We start from the raw sequence: 22,984 nt of genomic DNA, 5'->3' as shown, positions 1-22,984 counted from the left end.
CCGCACCACCGGTGCGGAGGCCGTAGCCGTATCCGGGGCCCCGCCCCGGCGAGACCGCCCAGGAGAGTGGATGGAAGAGAAGATCGTCGTGCACGGACCCACCGCGGTCAACGGCACCCTGCGCGTCTCGGGGGCCAAGAACAGCGTGCTGAAGCTGATGGCGGCCGCGCTGCTGGCCGAGGGCGAGTCGACCATCACGAACGTCCCCGAGATCCACGACGTGACCATCATGGCGGAGCTGCTGCGCCGGCTCGGCTGCGCCGTGACCTACGACCGCGCCGAGCGGACGGTGCGGATCGACGTGCCGGCGGTGCTGCACCACCAGGCGGACTACGACCTGGTGCGGGCGATGCGCGCGTCGATCTCCGTGCTCGGCCCGCTGGTCGCCCGGTGCCACGTGGCCGAGGTCGCCCTGCCCGGCGGGGACGCCATCGGCTCCCGCGGACTGGACATGCACCGGGCGGGCCTCGAGGCCATGGGGGCGGTGCTGCAGATCGAGCGCGGCTACCTCGTGGCGTCCGTGCCCCGGAGCCTGCGCGGAACGCACTTCCGCCTCGACTACCCCTCGGTGGGCGCCACGGAGAACCTCATGATGGCCGGGACCCTGGCCGAGGGCACCACCGTCGTCGACAACGCGGCCCGCGAGCCGGAGATCGTGGACATCGGCCGGATGCTGCAGGCGATGGGCGCCCGGATCGAGGGGCTCGGCACGAGCACCGTCACGGTCACCGGGGTGGACTCCCTGCGCCCGGTCGAGCACCGGACGGTGCCGGACCGGATCGTGGCGGGCACGTGGGCGTTCGCCGCCGCCGTGACCGGGGGGACGGTGGAGATCGAGGGCGCCGAGCCGGACCACCTGACCGTGGTGCTGGACAAGCTGCGCTCCGCGGGCTGCCGCGTGGACACGGACGGGGGCCGCTTCGTGGTCGCCGGGCCGCCGCGCCCGCGCGCGATCAACGTGTCCACGCTGCCGTACCCGGGGTTCCCCACCGACCTGCAGCCGTTCGTGGTGGCCCTCAACGCGGTGGCCGAGGGCTCCGGCATGGTCACCGAGAACGTCTTCGAGGCCCGCTGGGGCTTCACGGCCGAGCTGGAGCGGCTGGGCGCCAGCGTGCGCCTGGACGGCCACCACGCCCTGGTGGCCGGGGTGTCCGTGCTCTCCGGCGCGCCGGTGGAGGCGATGGACATCCGGGCGGGCGCCGCCCTGGTGATCGCGGGGATGGCCGCGGTCGGGACCACGGACGTCAGCGGCGTCCAGCACGTGGACCGCGGCTACGAGCACTTCGTGGAGCAGCTCGGGGCGGCGGGGGCCGCCGTCGAACGGCACCTGGTGGGCACCGCGTACTGAGCGGGGCGGGCACGACGGAGCCCCGCTCCCGGGACGGGGGCGGGGCTCCGTGCTCAGCCGGTGCGCGGGAAGCGGATCAGATGAGCGTGACGCCGGTGGCCTGCGGGCCCTTCTGGCCCTGGCCGATCTCGAACTCGACGCGCTGGTTCTCCTCGAGGGTGCGGAAGCCGCCCGACTGGATCTCCGAGTAGTGGACGAAGACGTCCGAGTCGGAGTCGTCGGGGGTGATGAAGCCGAAGCCCTTTTCAGCGTTGAACCACTTGACGGTGCCCTGGGCCATGAAGATCTCTCCTTGCGAGATGGTGCGAAACGTGTGCACAGGTCGTGCACGGAAGGGCGGTAGGACGAGATGAGCCGAGGGCCGAGGGCTCCGCACCCGAGGGGCGGGGACCAGGGTCAGGGTCGAACATCACGCTCGCTTACCCGTTCTGCGAGCATGCAAAACATGGAACGAAGAACACGTTCAGCTTCACACACTCCCCGGGGGCGGTCAACGTTGTTCGCCTGCTGATCATCGCGTGTTGCGGGCCCTGTGCCCGGCGCGTGCGTCCGGGCCGGGCTCAGAAGAGGCGCGAGTCGCTGTCGTCGAGCCCGCGCATCTCGTCGTAGTCGAGGGTCAGGCACGCGATGCCCCGGTCCTCGGCGAGCACCCGGGCCTGGGGCCTGATGAGCTGGGCGGCGTACACCCCGCGCACGGGCGCCAGCAGGGGATCGCGGTTGAGGAGCTCGAGATACCGGGTGAGCTGCTCCACGCCGTCGATGTCCCCGCGGCGCTTGAGCTCGACCGCCACGGTGGCGCCGGCGGCGTCGCGGGCCAGGATGTCGACCGGGCCGATCGCGGTGGGGTACTCGCGCCGGACGAGCGTGTGCCCCGAGCCCAGCCGGTGGATCTGCTCGGCCAGCAGCCGCTGGAGGTCGGCCTCGACCCCGTCCTTCACGAGCCCGGGGTCGGTGCCCAGCTCGTGGGAGACGTCCTCGTGGATCGCGAACACCTGGATGACCAGGCGGTCGTCGCTCTTGGCGGCCTGGACGGTCCACGTCTGCAGCACGCCCTCGGCCGCGAGCTCCGCCTCGGGCTCGCCGACGTGCAGGCGCGCGGGCGGGCTCATCCAGTTCAGGGGCTTGTAGCTGCCGCCGTCCGAGTGCACGAGCACGGAGCCGTCGGCCTTCACGAGCAGAAGACGCCGGGCGGCGGGCAGGTGGGCGCGCAGACGCCCTTCGTAGTCGACGGAGCAATCGGCAATGACGAGACGCACGCGGACCAGCCTAGCGGTCCGCGCGGGACGGTCCGGACCGGGGCCGCGGCGGACCGTGTGAGAGGATGACGCCGTGCCACGCTCCAACCACTCCTCGCGCCGCCGCCGCGGCGGGCCGGGGCCCGGCCCGCGCGCCAGCAAGTGGCAGCGCGGCGCCGCGCAGGAGCCCTGGTCGGTCGAGCGGGTCCTGGAGCCGGCGCCCACGGTGGAGCGCTCGGCGGACGGGGACTGGATGGTCCGCCACGTCCGGCCCGCCAACGCGGTCAAGACCTACACCTGCCCCGGCTGCGGCCGGCCCGTCCCGCCGGGGACCGCGCACCTGGTCGTCTGGCAGCAGGACTCCCTGCTGGGCGCGCGCAGCGCCTTCGAGGACCGCCGCCACTGGCACGAGCGCTGCTGGCGCACCCGCCGCTGAACCCGCACCGGGCGCTGAGCCCCCGCCCGCCGCTGAACCCGCACCGGCCGCTGAGCCCCCGCCCGCCGCGACGCCGACCACCCGCGGCTGTCCCCGGAGGCCGTCACGCCGGCCCCCGCAGCGGGCCCGGCCGGCGTCACGCCGGGAGCGGACACAGCGCCGCCCCGGTGGCCGAGCAGCCCCGGCCGGGCCGATAATCGGGGAGGACCCGCGGCGCCCGCCGGGCGCCGTCCCGCGGTCGGCCCCGACCGCCCACCCAGACCGCCCACCCGGCCGGCCGGCGCGGACCGCCGGCCACCGGACCAGCGCCCCGACGGCCGAGCGGACCGCCGGGCCCGTCGTCGAGAACCCAGGAGACGCCCCGTGAACGAGTTCCAGCACCAGCAGCCCCGCAGCACCGCAGAGAGCTCCCCGCCGGCGCAGGAGACCGAGCTCCCCTCGTCGGTGCGCGGAGCGGTGGATCTGGGCGCCGCACCCGCCGCCGCGCCCGGTGCCCCGCCCGCGGACGGGGACCGGCCGGGCGGATACCGCCGGGAGGTGACGGCGGCCGACGTCCAGGAGGTCGCCCAGCTCTCCGCCCAGGTCCCCGTGGTCTTCGCCCTGTGGGCCCGCTTCAGCGAGCAGTCGGTGGCGTTCACCGACACCCTGGAGCAGGTCGTCGACCGCTACCGGGGCCGGATCCTGCTGGCCTCCGTGGACGCCGAGGCCGCCCCCGAGATCGCCCAGATGTTCCAGGCGCAGTCCGTGCCCACCGTGGTGGCGCTGCTCGGCGGCCGGCCCGTCCCGCTGTTCAACTCCACGGTCCCGCCCGAGCAGGTCGCCCAGTTCCTCGACGAGCTGCTCGCGCTCGCCGAGCAGAACGGGATCACGGGCACCGTGGAGCCCGTGCGCACCGACGAGCCGGAGCCTCTGCCCCCGCTGCACCAGGAGGCCGTGGACGCCCTCGAGGCGGGGGACGTCGACGCCGCCGAGGCGGCGTACCGGAAGGCGATCGCCGAGAACCCCGGGGACCGGGAGGCGAAGCTCGCCCTCGCCCAGGTGCACCTGCTCCAGCGCGTGCTGCCCCTCGACGCCGCGACGGTGCGGGCGGAGGCCGCCGCCGCCCCGGACGACGTGGCGGCCCAGCTGGCCGTCGCCGACCTCGACGTCTCGGGCGGCCACGTGGAGGACGCCTTCCGGCGGCTGCTGGCGCTGGTGCGGCGCACCGCGGGGGACGAGCGCGACACCGTCCGGCTGCGCCTGCTCGAGCTCTTCGACGTGGTCGGCGCCGAGGACCCGCGCGTGGTGACCGCCCGGGGCGCGCTGATGCGGGCCCTCTTCTGAGCCCTCGGCCCTCCGCGCCCCCGTCCGCCGGGACGGCCTGCTGAGGCCGCCCGGCGGGTCCGGGCGCGGTGCCGCCGCCCCTCGTCCACCGCGCGGCGGAGCACCCGCCCCGGCCGGGCTCCGCCGCGCGCCGGAGGCGTGCCGGGTCCCCGCCTGCCTACGCTGAACGCATGAGCCACCAGCACCTCCCGCAGACCGCCCCGGACCGGGCCGGCGCCCCGGCCGCGTCCGTGCCACCGTCCGGAGGGCCGCCGGCCCTGAGCGTGCGCGGCCTCGTGCGGGTCTTCGGCCGCCCGGGCACCCCCGAGGCCAAGGTCGCGGTGGACCGCGTGGACCTCGACGTCCCCCGCGGCTCCTTCTTCGGGCTCGTGGGGCGCAACGGCGCCGGCAAGACCACGATGCTGTCCATGGCGACCGGCCTCCTCCGCCCGACGGCGGGCACGGCCCGGGTGGCCGGTGTCGACGTCTGGGCCGAGCCCCGGCGGGCCAAGCAGCTCATGGGGGTGCTGCCGGACGGCCTGCACCTGTTCGACCGGCTCACGGGACGTCAGCTCGTCACCTACTCCGGTCTGCTGCGCGGCATGGACCGTGCGGTCGTGGCCGAGCGCACCGAGGACCTGCTGCGCGTCATGGACCTGGTCCCCGACGCCGGGACGCAGGTCCAGGACTACTCCGCCGGCATGACCAAGAAGATCGCGCTGGCCGGGGCCCTCATCCACGCCCCGAGCCTGCTGGTCCTCGACGAGCCGTTCGAGTCGGTCGACCCCGTCTCGGCCGCCAACATCCGCGAGATCCTGCACGGCTTCGTGGCCGCCGGCGGGACCGTGGTCGTCTCCAGCCACGTCATGGACCTCGTGCAGCGGATGTGCGACCACGTCGCCGTCATGGACGGCGGCCGGGTGCTGGCCGCCGGGACGGTCGACGAGGTCCGGGCCGGGGCCACGCTCGAGGACCGGTTCGTGGAGCTGGTCGGCGGGCGCCGGGAGACGGGGGAGGGGCTCTCGTGGCTGCGCCCGGAGTGAGCCCCGACCTCGCCCCGTCCCCGGGGGGCCTCGCCCCCGCCCGGGCGGGCACGGCCGTCCTGGCCGGCCGTCTCGTGGGCCTGAAGGCGAGGATCCTCGTCAACACCCTGACCCGCAGCACCTGGGTGCTCGTGGGGACCGTGCTCGGCGCGGCCTACTTCCTGTTCCTGCTGGGCCTCGCCGTGGTCGCGCTGTTCCTCCTCGGCCGCCAGGAGCTGTCCCTGGTGCGCACCGTGCTCGTGCTGGCCGGGACGGCGGCCGTGCTGGCCTGGTGGCTGCTGCCCGTCCTCGCCGCGCGCGCCGACGCCACGCTGGACCCCGCCCGCCTCGCCCTGTTCCCCCTCTCCGTGGGCCAGGTCCAGTGGGGCCAGGCGCTCGGCGCGCTCGTCGGCGTGCCGGGCGCGCTCACCACCGTGGCGCTCCTCGCGGCGGCGAGCGCCTGGCGCTCGTCCCCGGCCGCGCTGCTCGCGGCCCTCGTGTGCGTGCCCGCGGCGCTCGCCCTCCTGGTCGCGGGCTCCCGCTGCGTCACGGCCCTCGCCGTCGGTCTCGGCCGCCGGCGGCGGCTCACGGAGCTGGTCTCGCTGGCGGCGCTCGTGCTGCTGGTGCTGCTCGGCCCGATCCTCACGGGCCTGCTGAGCGGGCTCGAGCGGCTGTGGGACCGGCTGCCGCAGTACGCCGGCGTGCTGGCGTGGACCCCCGTCGGCGCCGTGTGGGCGGTGCCCGCGGACGTCGCCGCGGGCCGGTGGGGTCCGGCCGCCGCCCGGCTGGCCGTCACCGCGCTGACCACCGTCCTGCTCGTGCTGGTCTGGCGGACGGCCCAGGAGCGGGCGCTGACCAGCGCGGCCGGCGGGCGGGCCGCGGCCCCGCGCGAGGGGGCCGCGGGCGCGGGGCTGTTCGACCGGGTGCCCCGACGCCCGTGGGCGGCCGTCGCCGCGCGGTGCCTGGTCTACTGGGTCCGGGACCCCCGCTACGCCGCCGGGCTGCTGGTCATCCCCGCCCTCGCCGTGCTCCTGTGGTTCTCCCGGGACCCCGGTGGCGGCAGCGTCCTCCTCTACGGCCTGGGGCCGATGATCGCGGCGCTGCTCGCCTACCAGATCTCGGGCGACGTGTCCTACGACAACACCGCCCTGCACCTGCACGTCCTCTCGGGGGTGCGGGGCGTGCACGACCGCGCGGGCCGGGTGCTCGCGCTGCTCGTGATCGCCGTGCCGCTGACGGCCCTCGGGCTGCTGCTGCCGTTCGCGGTCGAGGGCCGCTGGCAGCTGCTGCCCGGGATCGCGGGCACCGCGCTGCTGGCGCTGCTGGGCGGGGCGGGCCTGTCCTCGGTGATGTCCGCCCGGTACACCTATCCGGTGGCCCCACCGGGAGCGTCGCCGCTGAAGACGCCGCAGGGCTTCACCGTCCTCAACGTCCTGGTGCAGTTCGTGGCGCTGGGGCTCGTCGTCGTGCTCATGCTGCCCGCCGCCGTCCTCCTGCTCGTGCAGCTGTTCACCGGCGACCCCGTCTGGGGCTGGGGCGCGCTGGCCGCCGGGGCGGTGCTCGGTCCGCTGCTGTGCTGGGGCGGGATCGTCCTCGGCGGGCGCTGGTACGACCGGCGGGCCCCCGAGCTGCTCCTGGAGGTCGCCCAGTTCCGCTGAGCCGGGCCGGTGCGGGAGCCCGCCGGGGCACGCGGGGCCGGCGGGAACGGGGTAAAGTGGCGCCCATGCATGTCTCAGCGGCGACCACCGGCACCCCGACGAACGGCCTGGACGACAGCCCCTACGGCACCGACCCGGCGCAGCCGGCCGGGGGCACCTCCACGATCGAGCGCGAGGAGACCCGGGAGCTCCAGGAGCCGGGCGACCACGAGCGCTTCGCGCACTACGTGCGCAAGGAGAAGATCATGGAGTCCGCCCTCTCGGGCGAGCCGGTGATCGCCCTGTGCGGCAAGGTCTGGGTCCCGGGCCGCGACCCGCAGCGGTTCCCCGTGTGCCCCACCTGCAAGGAGATCTACGACGGCCTGCGCCCCCCGAACGACCAGGGCGACGACCAGGGCTGAGCACCGCCCGTCGAGCAAGCGCCCGCCGCCGGCGGGCGCTTTTGCGTGGCCCGCCGCCGCGCCCCCTGCCAGCCACCGCGACCACGAGGCCGCGGGACCACGAGCGAAAGGACGTCGCCAGAGTGTCCCAGGACGACCAGCTGTCCTTGTTCGGCGCTGCCGCCGCCGACCTCCCCCCGGCCTACCCCGACCGCGCCGCGTGGGGCACCGCCCCCAAGCTGCGCGCCTGGCAGGCGGAGGCGCTGCGGCGCTACTTCGAGACCCAGCCCCGGGACTACATGGCCGTCGCGACCCCCGGCGCCGGCAAGACGACCTTCGCGCTGCGGGTGGCCAAGGAGCTCTTCGACCGCGGCACCGTCAACCGGATCACGGTGGTGACGCCCACGGACCACCTCAAGCGGCAGTGGGCGGACGCCGCGGCTCGCGTGGGCCTGGCCATCGACCCGAACTTCAAGAACGCGGACGGCTCCCACGGCCGGGACTACCTGGGCGCGGCCGTGACCTACTCGCAGGTGGCGATGAAGCCGCTCCTGCACCGGGCCCGCACGGAGGCCGGCCGGACGCTGGTGATCATGGACGAGATCCACCACGCCGGGGACTCCCTCACGTGGGGCGACGGGCTGCAGGAGGCCTTCGACCCCGCGGCCCGCCGGCTCGCCCTGACCGGCACCCCCTTCCGCTCGGACACCGCGCCGATCCCGTTCGTGCGCTACGTGGAGGACGGGGACGGCATCCGCCGCTCGAGCTCCGACTACACCTACGGCTACGGCGACGCCCTCAAGGACCACGTGGTCCGGCCCGTGATCTTCCTCGCCTACTCGGGGCAGATGCGCTGGCGCACGAGCGCGGGCGAGGAGATGGCCGCGGAGCTCGGCGAGGGCTTCACGAAGGACATCACCGCCCACGCCTGGCGCACGGCGCTGGACCCGAACGGGCAGTGGATCCCGTCGGTGCTCCAGGCCGCGGACCAGCGGCTCACGGAGGTGCGGCGCACCGTGCCCGACGCCGGGGCGATGGTCATCGCGACCGACCACCAGGACGCGAAGGCCTACGCGGCGCAGCTGCGCCGGATCACCGGGGAGAGCCCCACCGTGGTCCTCTCCGACGACAAGGGCGCCTCGGACCGGATCGACGAGTTCTCGGCCGGGGACAGCCGGTGGATGGTGGCCGTGCGCATGGTCTCCGAGGGCGTCGACGTCCCGCGGCTCGCCGTGGGGGTCTACGCGACGTCGACCTCCACGCCGCTGTTCTTCGCGCAGGCGGTCGGCCGCTTCGTGCGCGCCCGCAAGCGCGGGGAGACGGCCTCCGTCTTCCTGCCGTCCGTGCCGGCGCTGATGCAGCTCGCCAACGAGATGGAGGCCGAGCGGGACCACGCCCTGGACAAGCCCGCCGCGGAGGAGACCGGCCTGCCCGCGGACCCGCTCGAGGAGGGCTGGGACGACGATCTGCTCGAGGAGGCCAACCGCGAGGAGAAGGCCTCCGCGGCGCTCGCCCAGGGCCGCTTCGAGGCCATCGGCTCGGACGCGTCCTTCCACGGGGTGCTCTTCGACGGCGGCGCCTTCGGCGGCGGCGTGGCGGTGGGCTCGGAGGAGGAGGCGGACTTCCTCGGCATCCCGGGCCTGCTCGAGGCCGACCAGGTCTCGGCGCTGCTGCGGGAGCGGCAGTCCCAGCACGCCCGCCGGCGCCCGGGTGCCGCCCGGGCCCCGGAGCCGGCGGTGCCCGACCACCGGCGGCTCAAGGAGCTGCGCGCCACCCTGTCCAAGAACGTCTCGGCCTGGGCCTCGCGCACCGGCACCCCGCACGGCGTGGTGCACAACGAGCTGCGCCGCGTGTGCGGGGGCCCCGCGGTGGCGCAGGCCAACGAGGCGCAGCTGCAGGCGCGCGTCAAGAAGCTGCAGGACTGGTTCATCGGCCGCAAGTGAGCCGCGCCCGGCCGCGGCCCGCCCGGGCCGCGGCCGGGCCGGTCAGGACCGGACGACCTCGACCCCGGCCTCGGCCATCTGCCGCAGGGCGCGCTCGGTGCTCTCCTCGGCGACGCCCGCGGTGAGGTCCACCAGCACCCGGGTGTCGTAGCCGGCCTCGACGGCGTCCAGGGCGGTCGCCCGCACGCAGTGGTCGGTCGCAAGCCCCACGATGTCCACGGCCTCGACCTCGTGCTCCCGCAGCCAGTCGTCGAGACTCACGTCGGGCTCGTCGTCGACGTCCTCGTCGTCGCCCATCGGCACGTCCGCGTCCGGGGCCAGCAGGCCCTCGAACGCGGAGTAGGCGGCGGAGTGCTCGCCCTTGCGGAACCACGCCTGGATCCAGTCCGTGTCCAGGTCGGGGTGGACGTGGGCCCCGCGGGACTCGGCGACGCAGTGCACGGGCCAGGAGTCCACGTAGTCCGGCTCGTCGGAGAAGTGCGCCCCGGGGTCGACGTGCCAGTCCTGCGTGGCCGCCACGGCCGCGTAGTCGCCGTGGTGGTCCTCGAGGTGCTCCGACACGGCGGCCGCCACCGCCGCGCCCCCGGTGACGGCCAGCGACCCGCCCTCGCAGAAGTCGTTCTGCACGTCGACGACGATCAGTGCGGTCCTCATGGTGTTCCTCCCTCTGTTCGACGGTTCTCGCTCGATGGTTTCCGCTCGGTGGGTCTCGTTCGGTGGTCCTCGTCCCGGTGCGCCCGGACGGCGGCTCAGACCGGGGCGTCCGGGCCCAGCACGGTCGGGATGACGGGGTCGCCCTCGCTGAGCCGCCGGGCCGAGCGGGGCAGCTCCGCCACGGACGCCGCGTGCCGCTCGCGGGCCCGCCGGACCCCGGCGGGCCCGGTCCAGCCGTCCAGCAGCTCGCCGTCGCGGACGAAGTCCTCGAGCAGCGGCCGGTCGTCGCCGTCGTCGTCGGGCAGCCGCCCGATGCCGACCACCTCGTGGGTCGCCGTGCCCTGCTCGTCCCGGCGCCGCAGGGCGTGCTTGCGCCCGCCCACGGACACCTTGCCCTTGGCGGCCTTCGCCACGGGCCGCAGCTCTCCGGAGGAGTCCTCGCGGGCCACCAGCTTGTAGACCATGGACGACGTCGGCGCGCCCGAGCCGGTGACCACGCGGGTGCCCACGCCGAACGCGTCCACGGGCGCGGCGTTCAGGGCCGCGATCGCGTACTCGTCCAGGTCCGAGGTGACGGTGATGCGGGTGCCCGGGTTGCCGAGCTCGTCGAGGAGCCCCCGCACCCAGGCGGCCTGGGTCACGAGGTCGCCCGAGTCCAGGCGCACGCCGCCCAGCTCCGGGCCGGCGAGCTCCACGGCCTTCCGGACCGCGGACTCGACGTCGTAGGTGTCGACGAGCAGGGTGGTGTCCCGGCCCATGGACTGGAGCTGGGCGCGGAAGGCGTCCTCCTCCGAGTCGTGCAGGAGCGTGAACGAGTGGGCCGCGGTCCCGACGGTCCGGATCCCGTAGCGGTGCCCGGCCTCGAGGTTCGACGTCGAGTCGAACCCGCCGATGACCGCCGCCCGCGCGGCCGCGACCGCCGCCTCCTCGTGGGCGCGCCGGGAGCCCATCTCGATGCACGGACGTCCTGCCGCGGCCCCCACCATGCGGGAGGCGGCCGAGGCCACGGCGCTGTCGTAGTTGAGCACCGACAGGAAGTACGTCTCGAGCACGCACGCCTCGGCGAACGTGGCCTCGACCACGAGCAGCGGCGAGGAGGGGAAGTAGGCCTCGCCCTCCGCGTAGCCGGAGATCGACCCGGTGAACCGGAAGTCCGCCAGGTAGTCCAGGGTGGCGCGGTTGACCACGCCGGTGTCCGCGAGGAAGCGCAGCTGGTCGTCGCCGAAGCGGAAGCTGTCGAGCCCCTCGAGCAGGCGCCCGGTGCCCGCCACCACGCCGTAGCGGCGGCCGGCCGGCAGCCGCCGGGCGAAGACCTCGAACACGCTGCGCCGCTGCGCGGTGCCGGCGTGCAGGGCGGCCTGCAGCATGGTCAGCTCGTAGTGGTCGGTCATCAGGGACGTGGGCGGCGGGGCCCACCGGTGGCTGCGCTGGTTCACGGGGACCACTCTAGCGACGCCGCCGGTGCGCCCGGGCTCCGGCACTCGCTACGATGGGCGGACCATGCACTGCACTGCTCCCGCCGCCGCCCGCCCCGCGGCCACCGCCACCCCGGAGACCGGCACCCGGCCCGCCGGCGCCGCGTCCGTGGCCGCGGCGACCGAGACCCCGTGGAACGTGGTCGTGTGGGACGACCCCGTCAACCTCATGAGCTACGTCACGTACGTGTTCCGCTCCTACTTCGGCTACCCGGAGGAGAAGGCCCGCTCCCTGATGCTGGAGGTCCACCACCACGGGCGCTCCGTGGTGGCCAGCGGATCCCTCGAGGAGGCGGAGACCCACACCGCGGCGATGCACGGCTTCGGGCTCTGGGCCACCTTCGAGCAGGCGGGGGGCCACTGATGGCGCAGGGCTTCCGGTCCAGCCGCCGGGGCATCACCGCCCGCTTCGAGGACGCCGAGAAGGAGCTGCTGCAGAAGCTGTTCGCGGACGTGGCCCAGGCGCTCGCGCCCGAGGAGCCGGCCTCCGAGGACTCCCTCGAGCGGATGCTCGGCGTGTCCGGGGACGCCACCGTCCCCGACGACTCCGCGCTGCGGCGGCTGCTGCCCGACGGCAGCCTGGACCCCGAGCGCGCCGCCGAGTTCCGCCGGTACACGGAGCGTGGGCTGCGGGAGACGAAGCGGGGCGTGCTGAAGCAGGCCGCCCTGGCGCTGGAGGCGCAGCCCGTGCGGCTGGACCCGGAGCAGGCGCAGGCCTTCGGCCGGGCCCTCAACGACGTGCGACTGGTGCTGGCGGACCGCCTCGGGATCCGGAGCGAGGAGGACGCCGAGCGGGTGGGGCGCTACGACGACTGGACCGCCATCGAGGACGTCGAGACGTACATGTCGCTGCTGTACAACTTCGTCTCGTGGCTGCAGGAGACCCTCATGGAGGCGCTGCTCCACGAGCTGCCCCGCGACTGACCGGCCACGACGCCCCCGGAGGCCTCCGCCGGGTCGGAGGGTGACGCGCATCACGGCGGCGCGGCCGCGGCGCGGTTTGGGGCGGCGGCACGCCCGGGACTACGCTCTTGACGATATGCAGGATGACGACGTCTTCGGGCCCGGCGGACGCACCGCGCGGCGCCCCAACCCCGGTTCACCCATCGGCGTGTTCGACTCCGGGGTGGGCGGCCTCACCGTGGCCCGCGCCATCATCGACCAGCTGCCCCACGAGGAGATCGTCTACGTGGGGGACACCGCGCACGGGCCCTACGGGCCGCTGCCGATCGCCGAGGTCCGGGCGCACGCCCTGCGCATCATGGACGAGCTCGTGGACTCGGGCGTCAAGCTGCTGGTGATCGCCTGCAACACGGCGTCCGCCGCGGTGCTCCGCGACGCCAGGGAGCGCTACACCCGGGTCTACGGGATCCCCGTGGTGGAGGTCATCCAGCCGGCGGTGCGCCGGGCGGTGGCCTCGACCCGCAACAGCCGGATCGGGGTCATCGGCACGGAGGCGACCGTCGGCTCCCGCGCCTACGACGACACGTTCGCGGCGGCCCCCCACCTGCGCATCGACTCGGTGGCCTGCCCGGCGTTCGTCGACTACGTGGAGGCGGGGGTCACCACGGGGCCCGGTCTCCTGGCCACGGCGCAGGCCTACCTGGACCCGCTCCGGGCCGCCGACGTGGACACCCTGGTCCTGGGCTGCACCCACTACCCCCTGCTCACCGGCGTGATCTCCTACGTGATGGGCGACGCCGTCACCCTGGTCTCGAGCGCGGAGGAGACCGCCAAGGACGTCTACCGGGCGCTGGTCGGCCACGGGCTCGAGCGGGACCCGAGCCTGCCCGCCCACCACGAGTTCCTCGCCACCGGGGACGCCGCCTCGTTCGAGGTCCTCGCCCGGCGGTTCCTGGGGCCGGAGGTCGCCCGCGTCCGGCACACCAGCTCCGTGGCGGAGCAGTACCCCACGGGCTCGCTCGCGCGGATCACCCCGGAGATGATCGGGGGAACCGGCCCGTCCGCTCCCTGAGCAGCCCCGCGGCCGGTGCGGCCGCCGTCCCACCGGTCCTCCCTGGAAGGCACACGCTCCATGAAACTCACCATCGTCGGATGCACCGGCTCCTTCGCGGGGCCGAACTCCCCGGCCTCCTGCTACCTCGTCAGCGGCGAGGACGACGAGGGGCGGACCTGGCGCATCCTGCTGGACATGGGCAACGGCGCCCTCGGCGTGCTGCAGCGCCACATGGACCTGCACGACATCGACGCGGTGCTCGTCAGCCACCTGCACCCCGACCACTGCATCGACCTGGCCGGGCTGCACGTGGCGATCAAGTGGGACCCGCGGGGCTGGGGCCGCGCCCCGATCCCGCTGTGGGCGCCCACCGGCCTGCACGAGTACCTCAGCAGCACCCACGGGCTCCCGGCGGAGCCCGGGATGCACGGGGAGTTCGACTTCCACACCTGGGCCCCCGAGCAGCCCGTGCGGGTGGGGCCGTTCACGATCACGCCGTTCCTGGTGGAGCACCCCACCCCTGAGCCGTACGCCCTGCGCATCGACTACGACGGGGTCATGGGTCCGAGCACCCTGGCCTACTCGGGGGACACCGACGCGTGCGAGGGCCTCGTGCGCGCCGCCCGGGACGCCGACGTCTTCCTGTGCGAGGCCGCCTACCACGAGGGCCGGGATGACGCGCTGCGCGGCATCCACCTCACCGGCCGGCGCGCCGCGGAGGCCGCCCGGGACGCCGGGGTGCGCAAGCTGCTGCTGACGCACCTGCCGGTCTGGAACTCGCCGACCCGGGCCGTCGAGGAGGCGCAGGAGGTCTTCGAGGGGCCCATCGGGGTGGCGGAGCCCGCCTACACCTACCGGATCGTCCGCCGCGGCAGCGGCCGTCCCGCGGCCGCCGTCGGACCGTGAGCACCACCTCCGGCGGCCGGGCGGGGGGCCGGGACCGAGGGGTAAGGTGGAGCCCATGGATTCCCCCGTCGACCAGAGCGCACCGGCCCCCTCGACCCCGGGGGTGACCCGGTCGGACGGCCGCTCGCCCGGCGAGCTGCGGCCCATCACCATCACCCGCGGCTGGTCCCAGCAGGCGGAGGGCTCCGCCCTCATCGAGTTCGGCAGCACGCGGGTGCTGTGCACGGCGTCCGTGACCGAGGGCGTGCCGCGCTGGCTCAAGGGGGAGGGCCGCGGCTGGGTGACCGCCGAGTACGCGATGCTCCCGCGGGCCACCTCCACCCGGTCCGCGCGCGAGTCCGTGAAGGGCAAGATCGGCGGGCGCACCCACGAGATCTCCCGGCTCATCGGGCGCTCCCTGCGCTCGGTCATCGACCTCTCCGCCCTGGGGGAGAACACCGTGGTCCTCGACTGCGACGTCCTGCAGGCCGACGGCGGCACCCGCACCGCGGCCATCACCGGCGCCTACGTGGCCCTCGCCGAGGCCATCGGCTGGGCCCGGACCGAGGGGCTCGTCGCCCGCCGCGCCCAGCCGCTCACCGACACCGTGGCCGCCGTGTCCGTGGGCATCATCGACGGCGTCCCGATGCTCGACCTCCCGTACGTCGAGGACGTCCGGGCCGAGACGGACATGAACGTGGTGGTCACCGGGTCCGGCGACTTCGTCGAGGTGCAGGGGACCGCCGAGGGCGCCCCGTTCGACCGGGCCGAGCTCGACGCCCTGCTCGACCTCGCGCTGGCCGGGTGCGCCCAGCTCACCCAGATCCAGGTCGAGACCCTGCGCGAGGGCGACGATGGGTGAGCACGACGGCGCACGGGTGGTCCTGGCCACCCACAACGCGGGCAAGCTCGTGGAGCTGCGGGACCTGCTCGCGGAGGCGCTGCCCGGCACGGACGTGGAACGCCTCGTGGTGGACGCCGGCACGGCCGGCGCCCCGGACGTCGTGGAGGACGGCACGAGCTTCGCGGCCAACGCCCTGCTCAAGGCCCGCGCCGCCGCCGCCGCGACCGGCCTCGTCGCCGTCGCCGACGACTCCGGCCTGGCCGTGGACGTCCTGGGCGGGGCCCCCGGGATCTTCTCGGCACGGTGGTCCGGGCGGCACGGCGACGACGCCGCGAACCTGCGGCTGCTGCTCGCCCAGCTCTCGGACGTCCCCGACGCCCACCGCGGCGCGCAGTTCGTGTGCGCCGCGGCCCTCGTGACCCCGGACGGGGAGGAGCACGTCGAGACCGGCGTGCTGCGCGGGACGCTGCTGCGCGAACCGGCCGGGGACGGCGGCTTCGGCTACGACCCCGTGCTGCGCCCCGACGGGCTCGACCGGACCTGCGCCGAGCTCACGCGCGCGGAGAAGAACGCCATCAGCCACCGCGGGCGCGCCATGCGGGCCCTGCTCCCGCACCTGCTCGCCGCCCTCGGCCGCGCCGCCGTCCCCGACTGAGCCCGTCCGAACCGAGGAAGTTGCCCATGCCCTGGTCGCAGCTCCACCACCTGCCGTTCGCCGGCGCCGTCGAGGACGTCCTGCGGGAGGCCGGGATGAGCGCCGATCCGAGCGCCGACCCGAGCCAGTGGGAGGTGCACGCCGGCGGGTCCGCCCACGTGGTGGTGAACGTGGGGCACGTGATCTCCGTGCGGATCGCCAAGAACGCCACGGTCTGCGAGCACGTCCAGCGCCGCACGGAGGTGCTGCGGCGGCTGCCGCGCTTCTCCTTCGCGACCCCGCGGCCGCTCACCGATGTGGTGGTCTCCCACGGCTACACCGGAGTGGGCCTGACGTGGTGCCCCGGTGACCCGCACCCGCCCGGGCACGGGGACCCGGCCGTGCTGCACCGGGTGCTGACCGAGCTGGCCGAGGTCGACACCACGGGCTTCGCGCGGTACCTCGACCGTCCCGGTCAGCACTGGGGCGGGCACCGGCGGCGGCACGTGCTCCTCGACGAGGTCATCCCGCGGCTGCTGCCCCGCAACCAGGAGGCCGCGCGGCGGGCCGTCGCCGAGCTCGCCGCGCTGCCCACCGTGGTGCCGACCCTGGTGCACGGGGACCTCATGGGGCACAACATGCTGTGGGACGGGGAGGAGCTCACGGGCGTCATCGACTGGGACCACGCCTGCCTGTCCGACCCCGCGCACGACGCCGCGTCCCTGGGGCTGTGGTACGGCTGGGACACCCTGCGCGCCGCCGTCTCGGAGACCGTCTACGAGCGGGCCCGGCTGCACGCGCGCACCTTCCCGCTGCAGGCCGTCGCGTACGCCCTGCACCACGACCTCGACACCGCCCAGGTCAACCAGTCCATCGCGCGGGCCGACGACTGGATCGAGACCAACCTGCGCGGCATCTGCGCCTGAGCCGGCGCAGTAGGCTGGTCCGGTGCCGTTCCCCGCTTCCCCCGCCACGAACCCCGCCACGACCACCGCACCCTCGGCCGCGGACCCCTCGTCCCTCGCCTTCACCGCCATCGACTTCGAGACAGCCAACCGCTTCATCGGCTCCCCGTGCGCCGTGGGCCTGGTGCGGGTCCGCGGCGGCCGGGTGGTGGAGGAGCGCTCCGCGTACATGCGCCCGCCGCGCACGCGCGCGGCCTTCGACCCCGGCAACACGCGCATCCACGGGATCACCGAGCGGACCGTCGCGGGCCGCCCCGGCTTCGCCGAGCTGTGGCCGCGGATCGAGGAGTGGATCCTCGCGGAGGATCCCGACGAGCTCGTGGTCGCGCACAACGCGGCCTTCGACATGGGGGTGATCCGCGCCGCGTGCGCGGAGACGGACACGCGGCACGCCCCGCTGGCCTACGCGTGCAGCCTGGCGCTGGCACGGCGCGGCTACGACCTGCCGTCCTACGCGCTGCCCCGGGCGGCCGAGGCCGCCGGGGTGCCGCTGCGCCGGCACCACGACGCCCTCGAGGACGCCCGGGCGTGCGCGGGGATCGTGCTGGACCTGGTCCGCCGGGCCGGCGCGCGCAGCGTCCGGGAGCTGCTCGCCGGCGCGGGCCTGGACGTCAAGCGGCTGGCGGCGCCCCCACTTCCCTGAGCCAGCGCTCCGCCGCCCCCGAGAGCGCGCGCCCGGCGTCCAGCCGGGCGACCTCCTCGGGCGGCAGCGCGGCCGTCCCCAGCGCCGCCCCCGTGACCCCACCGGCGATCGCCGCGGCGGCCGCGGGGTCGCCGTCGTGGGCGGTGCCCAGCTCCACCGCGAAACGCAGCACGGCCCGCGGGTCCGGGGCGCCCGGGGTCCCGGCCTCCGCGCGCAGGGCCGCCGAGAGCCCGCCCGCCAGGACCTCCGGGGCCGACCGGCCGGCGCCGAGCGGACCCGGGCGCGTCCCCGGGACGGGGTCCTCCCGCCCGGCGGCGCGCACGGCGTCGTCGATCCGGGCGAGGGTCTCGGCCACCGGGCGCGTGAGGTTCTCCGCCGTCCCGCGGGCGGCGGCCACGGCCGCGGCGACCGGCCGCGGCAGGCCCTCCCGGCGGGCCCGCACGGCGGCGTGGACCACGAGGCCGTGGACGGCCGCCGCCGTCTGCGCCTCGGGGTGCCCGTGGGTGAGCGCGGCACCGTTGACGGCCAGCGGAACGAGCGTGCGCCAGCCGATGTGGGGGAGGAGGCCGAACGGGGCGGAGCGCAGCACCGCCCCGGCGCCCTCGGCGTCCGGCAGCACGGGACGCTCGACCTCGCCCATCCGGCCGGTCCGGAGCGCCTCCAGCACCGTCCCGTCGGGCTGCCGCACGGCGTGCAGGACGTCCTCCTCGTCGATCCGGCGGGGCAGCGGTCGCGGCGCCCCGGCCGGGTGGGGCTCGCCCTGGGCGTGCAGCCAGCGCAGGTAGGCCAGCCACAGGCACGCGGTCTCGTCGGCGGCGTGGCCCTGGTTGGCCCACTCGACGACCTCCTGCAGGGCGTCCAGGGTGTAGAGCGTCAGCTGGGTGCCGGCGGAGATCCGCAGCACGTCGGAGCCGTCCGGGTCCGCCGGAGCGGCCGCCCCGGGGTGCACGCCCCGGTCGGCGCGCGCAGGGGCGCCGACCGCGTCCCCGAGGGCGCCGCCCAGCAGGGCGGCCCGCACCGAGTCGGCGTACTCGGGCCAGGCGGGGTCGAGGCCGGCGTCGGGGAAGAGCAGGGGAGCGGGCATGCGGTCAGTGTAGTCGGGGCCCGGCACGTCCCGGGGCGGGTTCAGCCGCCCTTCAACCGGCTGTGCTTGCATGGCACGGGTGCCCCGCGCCCCACCGGCACGGCATCCCCCGCCGTGCCGCCCCCACCCACGAGGAGAGCTCCATGAGCCAGCACGTTCCCGGTACGACCCCGCCGGCCGTCCGCGACGACGCCGTCCACGACAGCACTGTCCGCGACGACACCGTCCGCGACGACACCGTTCACGACAGCGCCGTCCACGACGACGGGCCCGCCGGCCCCGGCACGGAGGGCCTCGCGGGGCCCGTGCCCGTCGCCGCACGGAAACAGACCGTGCCCGCCGGCGCCGCGGACGCCGCGTCCGCGCCCGCCCGGTGGGCGGCCGAGTTCGCCGGCACGGCGCTGCTGGTCTTCGCGGGCCTGGGCACGGGCATGTTCGCGACCGAGGTCATCGACTCCGCGCTCGGCTTCGGCCTCGGGCTGCTCGCCGCGATCGTCGCCTTCGGGCACGTCTCCGGGGGCCACTTCAACCCGGCGGTCACCCTCGCCGCGGTCGTGGCCGGGCGAACCCCCGCGAGATCCGCGCTCGGCTACGTGGTGGCGCAGGTGCTCGGCGCGCTGGCCGCCGCGGGCGTGCTGTGGGCGGTGCTCGTGACGCTGCTCGACTCCTCGACCACGGCGCAGGTCCTCGGCGCGGTCTCCAACGGCTTCGGGGAGAACTCCACCTCCCAGGCCGGGTGGACCACCGTGCTGCTCGTCGAGTTCGTGGCGACCGCCCTGTTCGCCCTCGTGGTCCTGGGCTCCACCGCGCCGCGGGCCAACGCGGTCCTCGCCCCCGTGGCCATCGGAGCGGCCTTCGCCTTCCTGCTCACGATCACCGCGCCGTTCGACGGCGGATCGCTGAACCCCGCCCGCTCGACGGGCGCCGCCGTGGTCGGCGGGGCCGCGCACCTGGGCCAGCTGTGGCTCTTCTGGGCCGCCCCGCTGCTCGGCGGCCTCGTGGCCGGTCTCGTCCACCGCTCGGCGGACCTGTCCCGGCCGCACCGGGGCGCCGACGGGCCCGCCGCGCCCACCGCGCCCGCCCCGGCACCGGCTGCGCCTCGTCCCACGGACCCGGAGCGCTGAGCCGGGGACCCGCCGGGCCCGGCCGGCCCGGGTCCGGCCGGGCCGCGGGACCCACCGGCCGCGGCGGGGACCGACGCTTTCCGTCATCGACCCGCCGGCGGGGCTAGTCTGGGTCCTGCCCGGCCGCCGTCGGCAGGAAGCGGAGGACCCTCGTGAGCAGTGTGCGCGCCGCCGAGCCCCTGGGAGGCTTCAGCACGGCCTCCCGCTCACCCCTGGCGGACTCCCGGGAGCTGGCCGCCGTCAGCGGGGCCCTGTACCCCGTGCTGACCCTGCTCGTGCGGCTGCCCCAGACCATGGTGCCGCTCGGCGTGCTGACCACGGTGGCGCTGATCTCCGGCTCCCCGGCCCTGGGCACGCTGTGCGCCGCCGCCGTGACGTTCGGCTCGGCCCTGTGCGGACTCGCCATGGGGGCGGCCGCGTCCTGGCGCCGGCGGCAGCTGGGCCTGGTGCTGCTCACCCTCGTCAATCCGCTCGCGGTCTGGTGGCTCGTGCGCCGGCTGCCGGACCTGGCCGCCGACAGCGGCGCCGCCCCGGCCCAGCTGGTCCTGCCGTGCCTGCTCGCCGGCCTCGTGCTGCCGCAGATGGGCGTCGCGTGCCGGCTGCGCTGGTGGTCCCTGCTGGCCCGGGACTCCCGGGAGGACCTCTTCGACACCGCGCTGCGCCACGAGAGCGTCATGGACTCCGTGGCCACCGTCCTCGCCGCCGCGCTGACCGGCCTCGTGGCCGTGACCCTAGGGCCGCTCGCCGTGCTGGTGCTCGCGGCCACGCTCACGCTCGTGGGCACCACGGTGTTCCTGCTGCACTGCTCCGCCCGGCTGCCGCGGGGGCTCATCAGCTTCCGGCCCTCCGCCCCGTCCGCGCCGACCCGGGCGGTCCGCCGGCGACGTCGCAGGGCGCGCCGGATCCGGCTGCTCCCCGTGCTGGGCATGGGCGCGCTGGGCTGCCTCGTGGGCTCGACCCTCGGCGCGGTCGTGGTCTTCGCGACCGCCGTGGACGCGGTGATCTCGGTCAGCTGGCTGTACGCGGTCTCCGGGCTCACGTCGGCCCTGGCGGCGGTGGCCGCGTCCGCCCGCAGCGAGGAGCTCCGGCTGTGGAACCGCTGGGTGGCGGCGGCCTCCGGTGCCGTGCTCGCCGCGATGCTCCTGACCATCCCGGACGACTCCGTGGGGATGGTGGTGGTGCTGGCGCTCGCCGGGCTGACCACGGGCCCGTGCCTGGTGGCGGTCTACGAGATCGCGCGGCTCGTGGCCCCGAGCGCCCGGGTCACGGCCCTGACCACGGTGATGACCGCCATGATGAGCGTGGGGCTGACCGGGGGCCTGGCCCTGTCAGGGTGGTTGGGGGAGTCCTGGGGCTACCGGAGCGCGGCGCTGGTGCCCGTGGTGGCGGCGGCCGCCCTGCTGGCCACCGCCCTGGCCTTCGTGCACCGCTGGCGGCGCATCGACCTCGGCGATCTCTGAGCGCGGCGCCCGCCGGGCCCTGGGCCCGGCGGGCCCTGGGCCCGGCGGGTGCCGGCGGACCGGTCAGTGGCCCCGGTCGACCCACTCCTGCAGGTGGGGCGCCTCCGCACCGATCGTGGTGGCGTCCCCGTGGCCGGTGAGCACCTCCGCCGACTCCGGCAGGACGAGCAGCCGGTCGCGGATGGAGGCGATGATCGTGGGGAAGTCCGACCAGGACCGGCCCGTGGCGCCGGGGCCGCCCTGGAAGAGCGTGTCCCCGGAGAACAGCACCCCGTTCTCGCCCAGCTCCGGGGCCCAGAAGCACACCGAGCCGGGCGAGTGGCCCGGGGTGTGCAGCGCGGTCAGCGTCGTCCCGGCCACGGAGAACTCCTGACCGTCGGCGATCCCGGCGTCGAAGGGCGTGGCCGGATAGACCTGCTCCCACAGCACCGTGTCCTCCGGGTGCAGGTGGATCCTGCCGCCCACCTGGCCCGCCACCTCCTTGACGGACCGGATGTGGTCGTCGTGGCCGTGGGTGAGCAGGACGGCGGTCACCGTCCGCCCGGCGACGGCCTCCACCACGGCCCGGGGGTCGTGGGCCGGGTCGATCACGACGCACTCGTCGTCGTCGCCCACGATCCACACGTTGTTCTCGACCTCCCAGGTCCCTCCGTCGAGGGAGAACGTCCCGGCGGTGACCAGGTGGTCGATGCGGGCCCGGCCGGCGCCGGCGGACCGCCGGGCCGGGACGGCGCCGTGGTCCGCGGGGTGGGCGCGCTCCCGGTCGGGCAGCGCCTCGCCGTCGTGGCCGTCGACGGGGCTCATCGTCCGATCTCCACGACGGAGCGCAGGACCTTGCCGGCGGTCATCTTCTCGAACGCGGGCTCGACGTCCTCGATCCCGATGCGCTCGGTGACGAACCCGTCCAGGTCCAGCCGGCCCAGCCGGTACTGGTCCACCAGCATCGGGAAGTCCCTCGACGGCAGGGTGTCGCCGTACCACGCGGACTTGATCGAACCGCCCCGGCCGAAGACCTGGTCCAGCGGGATCTCCCACGTGGTCCCCGGATCGGGCACCCCGACCAGGACCATCCGCCCGGCGAGGTCGCGGGCCTCGAAGGCCTGCTGGAAGGTCGGCGCGATGCCCACCGCGTCGACCACGACGTCGGCGCCGAACCCGCCGGTGAGCTCCCGGATCGCCTCCACCGGGTCGGAGTTCCGGGAGTTGACGGTGTGGGTGGCGCCGAACTTCTGCGCGGTGGCCAGCTTCTCGTCGTCGAGGTCCACGGCGACGATCGTGGTGGCCCCGGCCAGGGCGGCCCCGGCGATCGCGGCGGTGCCGACGCCCCCGCAGCCGATCACGGCCACGGACTCCCCGCGCTGGACGGCCCCGGTGTTGAGGACGGCGCCGATGCCGGCCATCACCCCGCAGCCGAGCAGCCCGACGGCGGCGTACTGGTGGTCCTCGAGCTCGCCCTCGATCTTGGTGCACTGCCCGGCGGCCACCAGGGTCTTCTCGGCGAACGCGCCGATGCCCAGGGCGGGGGAGAGCTCGGTGCCGTCGGCCAGGGTCATCTTCTGGGTGGCGTTGTGGGTGGCGAAGCAGTACCAGGGCTCGCCCTTGCGGCAGGCCCGGCACTCGCCGCACACCGCCCGCCAGTTCAGGATGACCTTGTCCCCGACGGCGATCTCGGTCACGCCCTCGCCGACCGCGGCGACCACGCCGGAGGCCTCGTGGCCCAGCAGATAGGGGTACTCGTCGCCCACCGCGCCCTGCTTGTAGTGCAGGTCCGTCTGGCAGACCCCGCACGTGACCACGTCCACGAGCGCCTCCCCGGGTCCCGGGTCCGGGACGAGGATCGTCTCGAGGGTGGCTGGTGCGTTCTTCGCCGTGACGACGACGGCTCTGACCTCGTGCATGAGTGTGACCTCTCCTTCGGACGACGTGACGGTTCCG

24 protein-coding genes are annotated in these 22,984 nt (G+C 75.5%); 17 read left to right on the top strand and 7 right to left on the bottom strand.

The features are described from left to right. Positions 1-70 precede the first annotated feature (70 nt). Positions 71-1,348 carry a UDP-N-acetylglucosamine 1-carboxyvinyltransferase gene (murA, locus tag AVL61_RS12790; RefSeq protein ID WP_058874700.1) on the top strand — a complete coding sequence of 426 codons (1,278 nt, stop codon included), beginning with the start codon at positions 71-73 and terminating at the stop codon, positions 1,346-1,348. A gap of 76 nt (positions 1,349-1,424) precedes the next feature. Here the strand turns inward: murA and AVL61_RS12785 are convergent, their stop codons facing one another. Both AVL61_RS12785 and nucS read right to left on the bottom strand, forming a co-directional pair. After that, positions 1,425-1,628 (bottom strand): cold-shock protein, encoded by a 204-nt coding sequence (locus AVL61_RS12785; protein ID WP_017833253.1) that lies wholly within the window; start codon positions 1,626-1,628, stop codon positions 1,425-1,427. Between the two features lie 280 nt (positions 1,629-1,908). Beyond that, entirely contained in the window at positions 1,909-2,604 is a 696-nt protein-coding gene (gene nucS, locus AVL61_RS12780; RefSeq protein WP_058874699.1) for an endonuclease NucS, read from the bottom strand. A 73-nt stretch (positions 2,605-2,677) separates the two neighbouring features. On the opposite strand from nucS, the gene AVL61_RS12775 reads away from it, so the two are divergent. The 6 genes from AVL61_RS12775 (at position 2,678) to AVL61_RS12750 (ending at position 9,324) form a co-directional block, all read left to right on the top strand. Continuing rightward, positions 2,678-3,019, top strand: a complete 342-nt coding sequence (locus AVL61_RS12775; protein WP_058874698.1) for a hypothetical protein — start codon at positions 2,678-2,680, stop codon at positions 3,017-3,019. Between the two features lie 363 nt (positions 3,020-3,382). Beyond that, positions 3,383-4,342 (top strand): tetratricopeptide repeat protein, encoded by a 960-nt coding sequence (locus tag AVL61_RS12770; RefSeq protein ID WP_058874697.1) that lies wholly within the window; start codon positions 3,383-3,385, stop codon positions 4,340-4,342. 170 nt (positions 4,343-4,512) lie between these two features. After that, positions 4,513-5,364: an ABC transporter ATP-binding protein gene (locus AVL61_RS12765; RefSeq protein WP_058874696.1), complete on the top strand. Its 852-nt coding sequence runs from the start codon at positions 4,513-4,515 to the stop codon at positions 5,362-5,364. After that, positions 5,346-7,001 carry a hypothetical protein gene (locus AVL61_RS12760; RefSeq protein ID WP_231738410.1) on the top strand — a complete coding sequence of 552 codons (1,656 nt, stop codon included), beginning with the start codon at positions 5,346-5,348 and terminating at the stop codon, positions 6,999-7,001. Before AVL61_RS12765 ends, AVL61_RS12760 begins: the two co-directional genes overlap by 19 nt. Positions 7,002-7,066: 65 nt before the next feature. Further along, positions 7,067-7,402 (top strand): DUF3039 domain-containing protein, encoded by a 336-nt coding sequence (locus tag AVL61_RS12755; RefSeq protein WP_157571420.1) that lies wholly within the window; start codon positions 7,067-7,069, stop codon positions 7,400-7,402. Positions 7,403-7,524: 122 nt separating this feature from the next. After that, a complete protein-coding gene (locus tag AVL61_RS12750; RefSeq protein WP_058874694.1) occupies positions 7,525-9,324 on the top strand; it encodes a DEAD/DEAH box helicase in 1,800 nt (599 codons plus the stop codon). A 42-nt stretch (positions 9,325-9,366) separates the two neighbouring features. Here AVL61_RS12750 and AVL61_RS12745 read toward each other — a convergent pair whose 3' ends face one another. Together AVL61_RS12745 and AVL61_RS12740 are read right to left on the bottom strand one after the other, a co-directional pair. Next, positions 9,367-9,978, bottom strand: a complete 612-nt coding sequence (locus AVL61_RS12745) for an isochorismatase family protein (protein WP_058874693.1) — start codon at positions 9,976-9,978, stop codon at positions 9,367-9,369. 95 nt (positions 9,979-10,073) lie between these two features. Continuing rightward, complete coding sequence (locus AVL61_RS12740) at positions 10,074-11,423, bottom strand: nicotinate phosphoribosyltransferase (protein WP_408669423.1); 1,350 nt, start codon at positions 11,421-11,423, stop codon at positions 10,074-10,076. A 55-nt stretch (positions 11,424-11,478) separates the two neighbouring features. On the opposite strand from AVL61_RS12740, the gene clpS reads away from it, so the two are divergent. The 8 genes from clpS (at position 11,479) to AVL61_RS12700 (ending at position 17,381) form a co-directional block, all read left to right on the top strand. Continuing rightward, positions 11,479-11,817, top strand: a complete 339-nt coding sequence (clpS, locus tag AVL61_RS12735; RefSeq protein ID WP_058874692.1) for an ATP-dependent Clp protease adapter ClpS — start codon at positions 11,479-11,481, stop codon at positions 11,815-11,817. Beyond that, positions 11,817-12,377, top strand: a complete 561-nt coding sequence (locus tag AVL61_RS12730) for a DUF2017 domain-containing protein (RefSeq protein ID WP_058874691.1) — start codon at positions 11,817-11,819, stop codon at positions 12,375-12,377. The genes clpS and AVL61_RS12730 overlap by 1 nt, the downstream gene beginning before the upstream one ends. 115 nt (positions 12,378-12,492) lie before the next feature. Continuing rightward, positions 12,493-13,428: a glutamate racemase gene (murI, locus tag AVL61_RS12725; protein WP_058874690.1), complete on the top strand. Its 936-nt coding sequence runs from the start codon at positions 12,493-12,495 to the stop codon at positions 13,426-13,428. Between the two features lie 60 nt (positions 13,429-13,488). Then, positions 13,489-14,316 (top strand): MBL fold metallo-hydrolase, encoded by an 828-nt coding sequence (locus AVL61_RS12720; protein WP_058874689.1) that lies wholly within the window; start codon positions 13,489-13,491, stop codon positions 14,314-14,316. Between the two features lie 55 nt (positions 14,317-14,371). Beyond that, positions 14,372-15,157, top strand: a complete 786-nt coding sequence (gene rph / locus AVL61_RS12715; RefSeq protein WP_058874688.1) for a ribonuclease PH — start codon at positions 14,372-14,374, stop codon at positions 15,155-15,157. Further along, positions 15,150-15,794, top strand: coding sequence for an RdgB/HAM1 family non-canonical purine NTP pyrophosphatase (gene rdgB, locus AVL61_RS12710; RefSeq protein ID WP_058874687.1), 645 nt, complete (start codon positions 15,150-15,152; stop codon positions 15,792-15,794). The genes rph and rdgB overlap by 8 nt, the downstream gene beginning before the upstream one ends. 26 nt (positions 15,795-15,820) lie before the next feature. Further along, complete coding sequence (locus AVL61_RS12705; protein ID WP_058874686.1) at positions 15,821-16,699, top strand: phosphotransferase family protein; 879 nt, start codon at positions 15,821-15,823, stop codon at positions 16,697-16,699. A 22-nt stretch (positions 16,700-16,721) separates the two neighbouring features. Beyond that, positions 16,722-17,381: a 3'-5' exonuclease gene (locus AVL61_RS12700; protein WP_082697142.1), complete on the top strand. Its 660-nt coding sequence runs from the start codon at positions 16,722-16,724 to the stop codon at positions 17,379-17,381. On the opposite strand, the gene AVL61_RS12695 is transcribed toward AVL61_RS12700, so the two are convergent. After that, positions 17,350-18,465 carry an ADP-ribosylglycohydrolase family protein gene (locus AVL61_RS12695; protein ID WP_058874685.1) on the bottom strand — a complete coding sequence of 372 codons (1,116 nt, stop codon included), beginning with the start codon at positions 18,463-18,465 and terminating at the stop codon, positions 17,350-17,352. The genes AVL61_RS12700 and AVL61_RS12695 overlap by 32 nt on opposite strands. Positions 18,466-18,608: 143 nt before the next feature. Here AVL61_RS12695 and AVL61_RS12690 point away from each other — a divergent pair, with 143 nt between their 5' ends. Continuing rightward, the gene (locus tag AVL61_RS12690) at positions 18,609-19,589 is read left to right on the top strand and encodes an aquaporin (protein WP_058874684.1); all 981 of its coding nucleotides are present in this window, start codon (positions 18,609-18,611) and stop codon (positions 19,587-19,589) included. Positions 19,590-19,741: 152 nt separating this feature from the next. Beyond that, a complete protein-coding gene (locus AVL61_RS12685) occupies positions 19,742-21,049 on the top strand; it encodes a hypothetical protein (protein ID WP_157571418.1) in 1,308 nt (435 codons plus the stop codon). Between the two features lie 63 nt (positions 21,050-21,112). Here the strand turns inward: AVL61_RS12685 and AVL61_RS12680 are convergent, their stop codons facing one another. Both AVL61_RS12680 and AVL61_RS12675 read right to left on the bottom strand, forming a co-directional pair. Continuing rightward, positions 21,113-21,853 (bottom strand): MBL fold metallo-hydrolase, encoded by a 741-nt coding sequence (locus tag AVL61_RS12680; RefSeq protein ID WP_082697141.1) that lies wholly within the window; start codon positions 21,851-21,853, stop codon positions 21,113-21,115. After that, positions 21,850-22,947, bottom strand: coding sequence for an S-(hydroxymethyl)mycothiol dehydrogenase (locus tag AVL61_RS12675; protein ID WP_058874682.1), 1,098 nt, complete (start codon positions 22,945-22,947; stop codon positions 21,850-21,852). Before AVL61_RS12675 ends, AVL61_RS12680 begins: the two co-directional genes overlap by 4 nt. Positions 22,948-22,984 lie beyond the last annotated feature (37 nt).

Origin of the sequence: Kocuria rosea subsp. polaris (genome assembly GCF_001483755.1) — a bacterium.
Classification (GTDB): domain Bacteria; phylum Actinomycetota; class Actinomycetes; order Actinomycetales; family Micrococcaceae; genus Kocuria; species Kocuria cellulosilytica.
The sequence above is the reverse complement of the archived record's forward strand: the minus strand, read 5'-3'. Positions and strand labels throughout refer to the sequence as shown.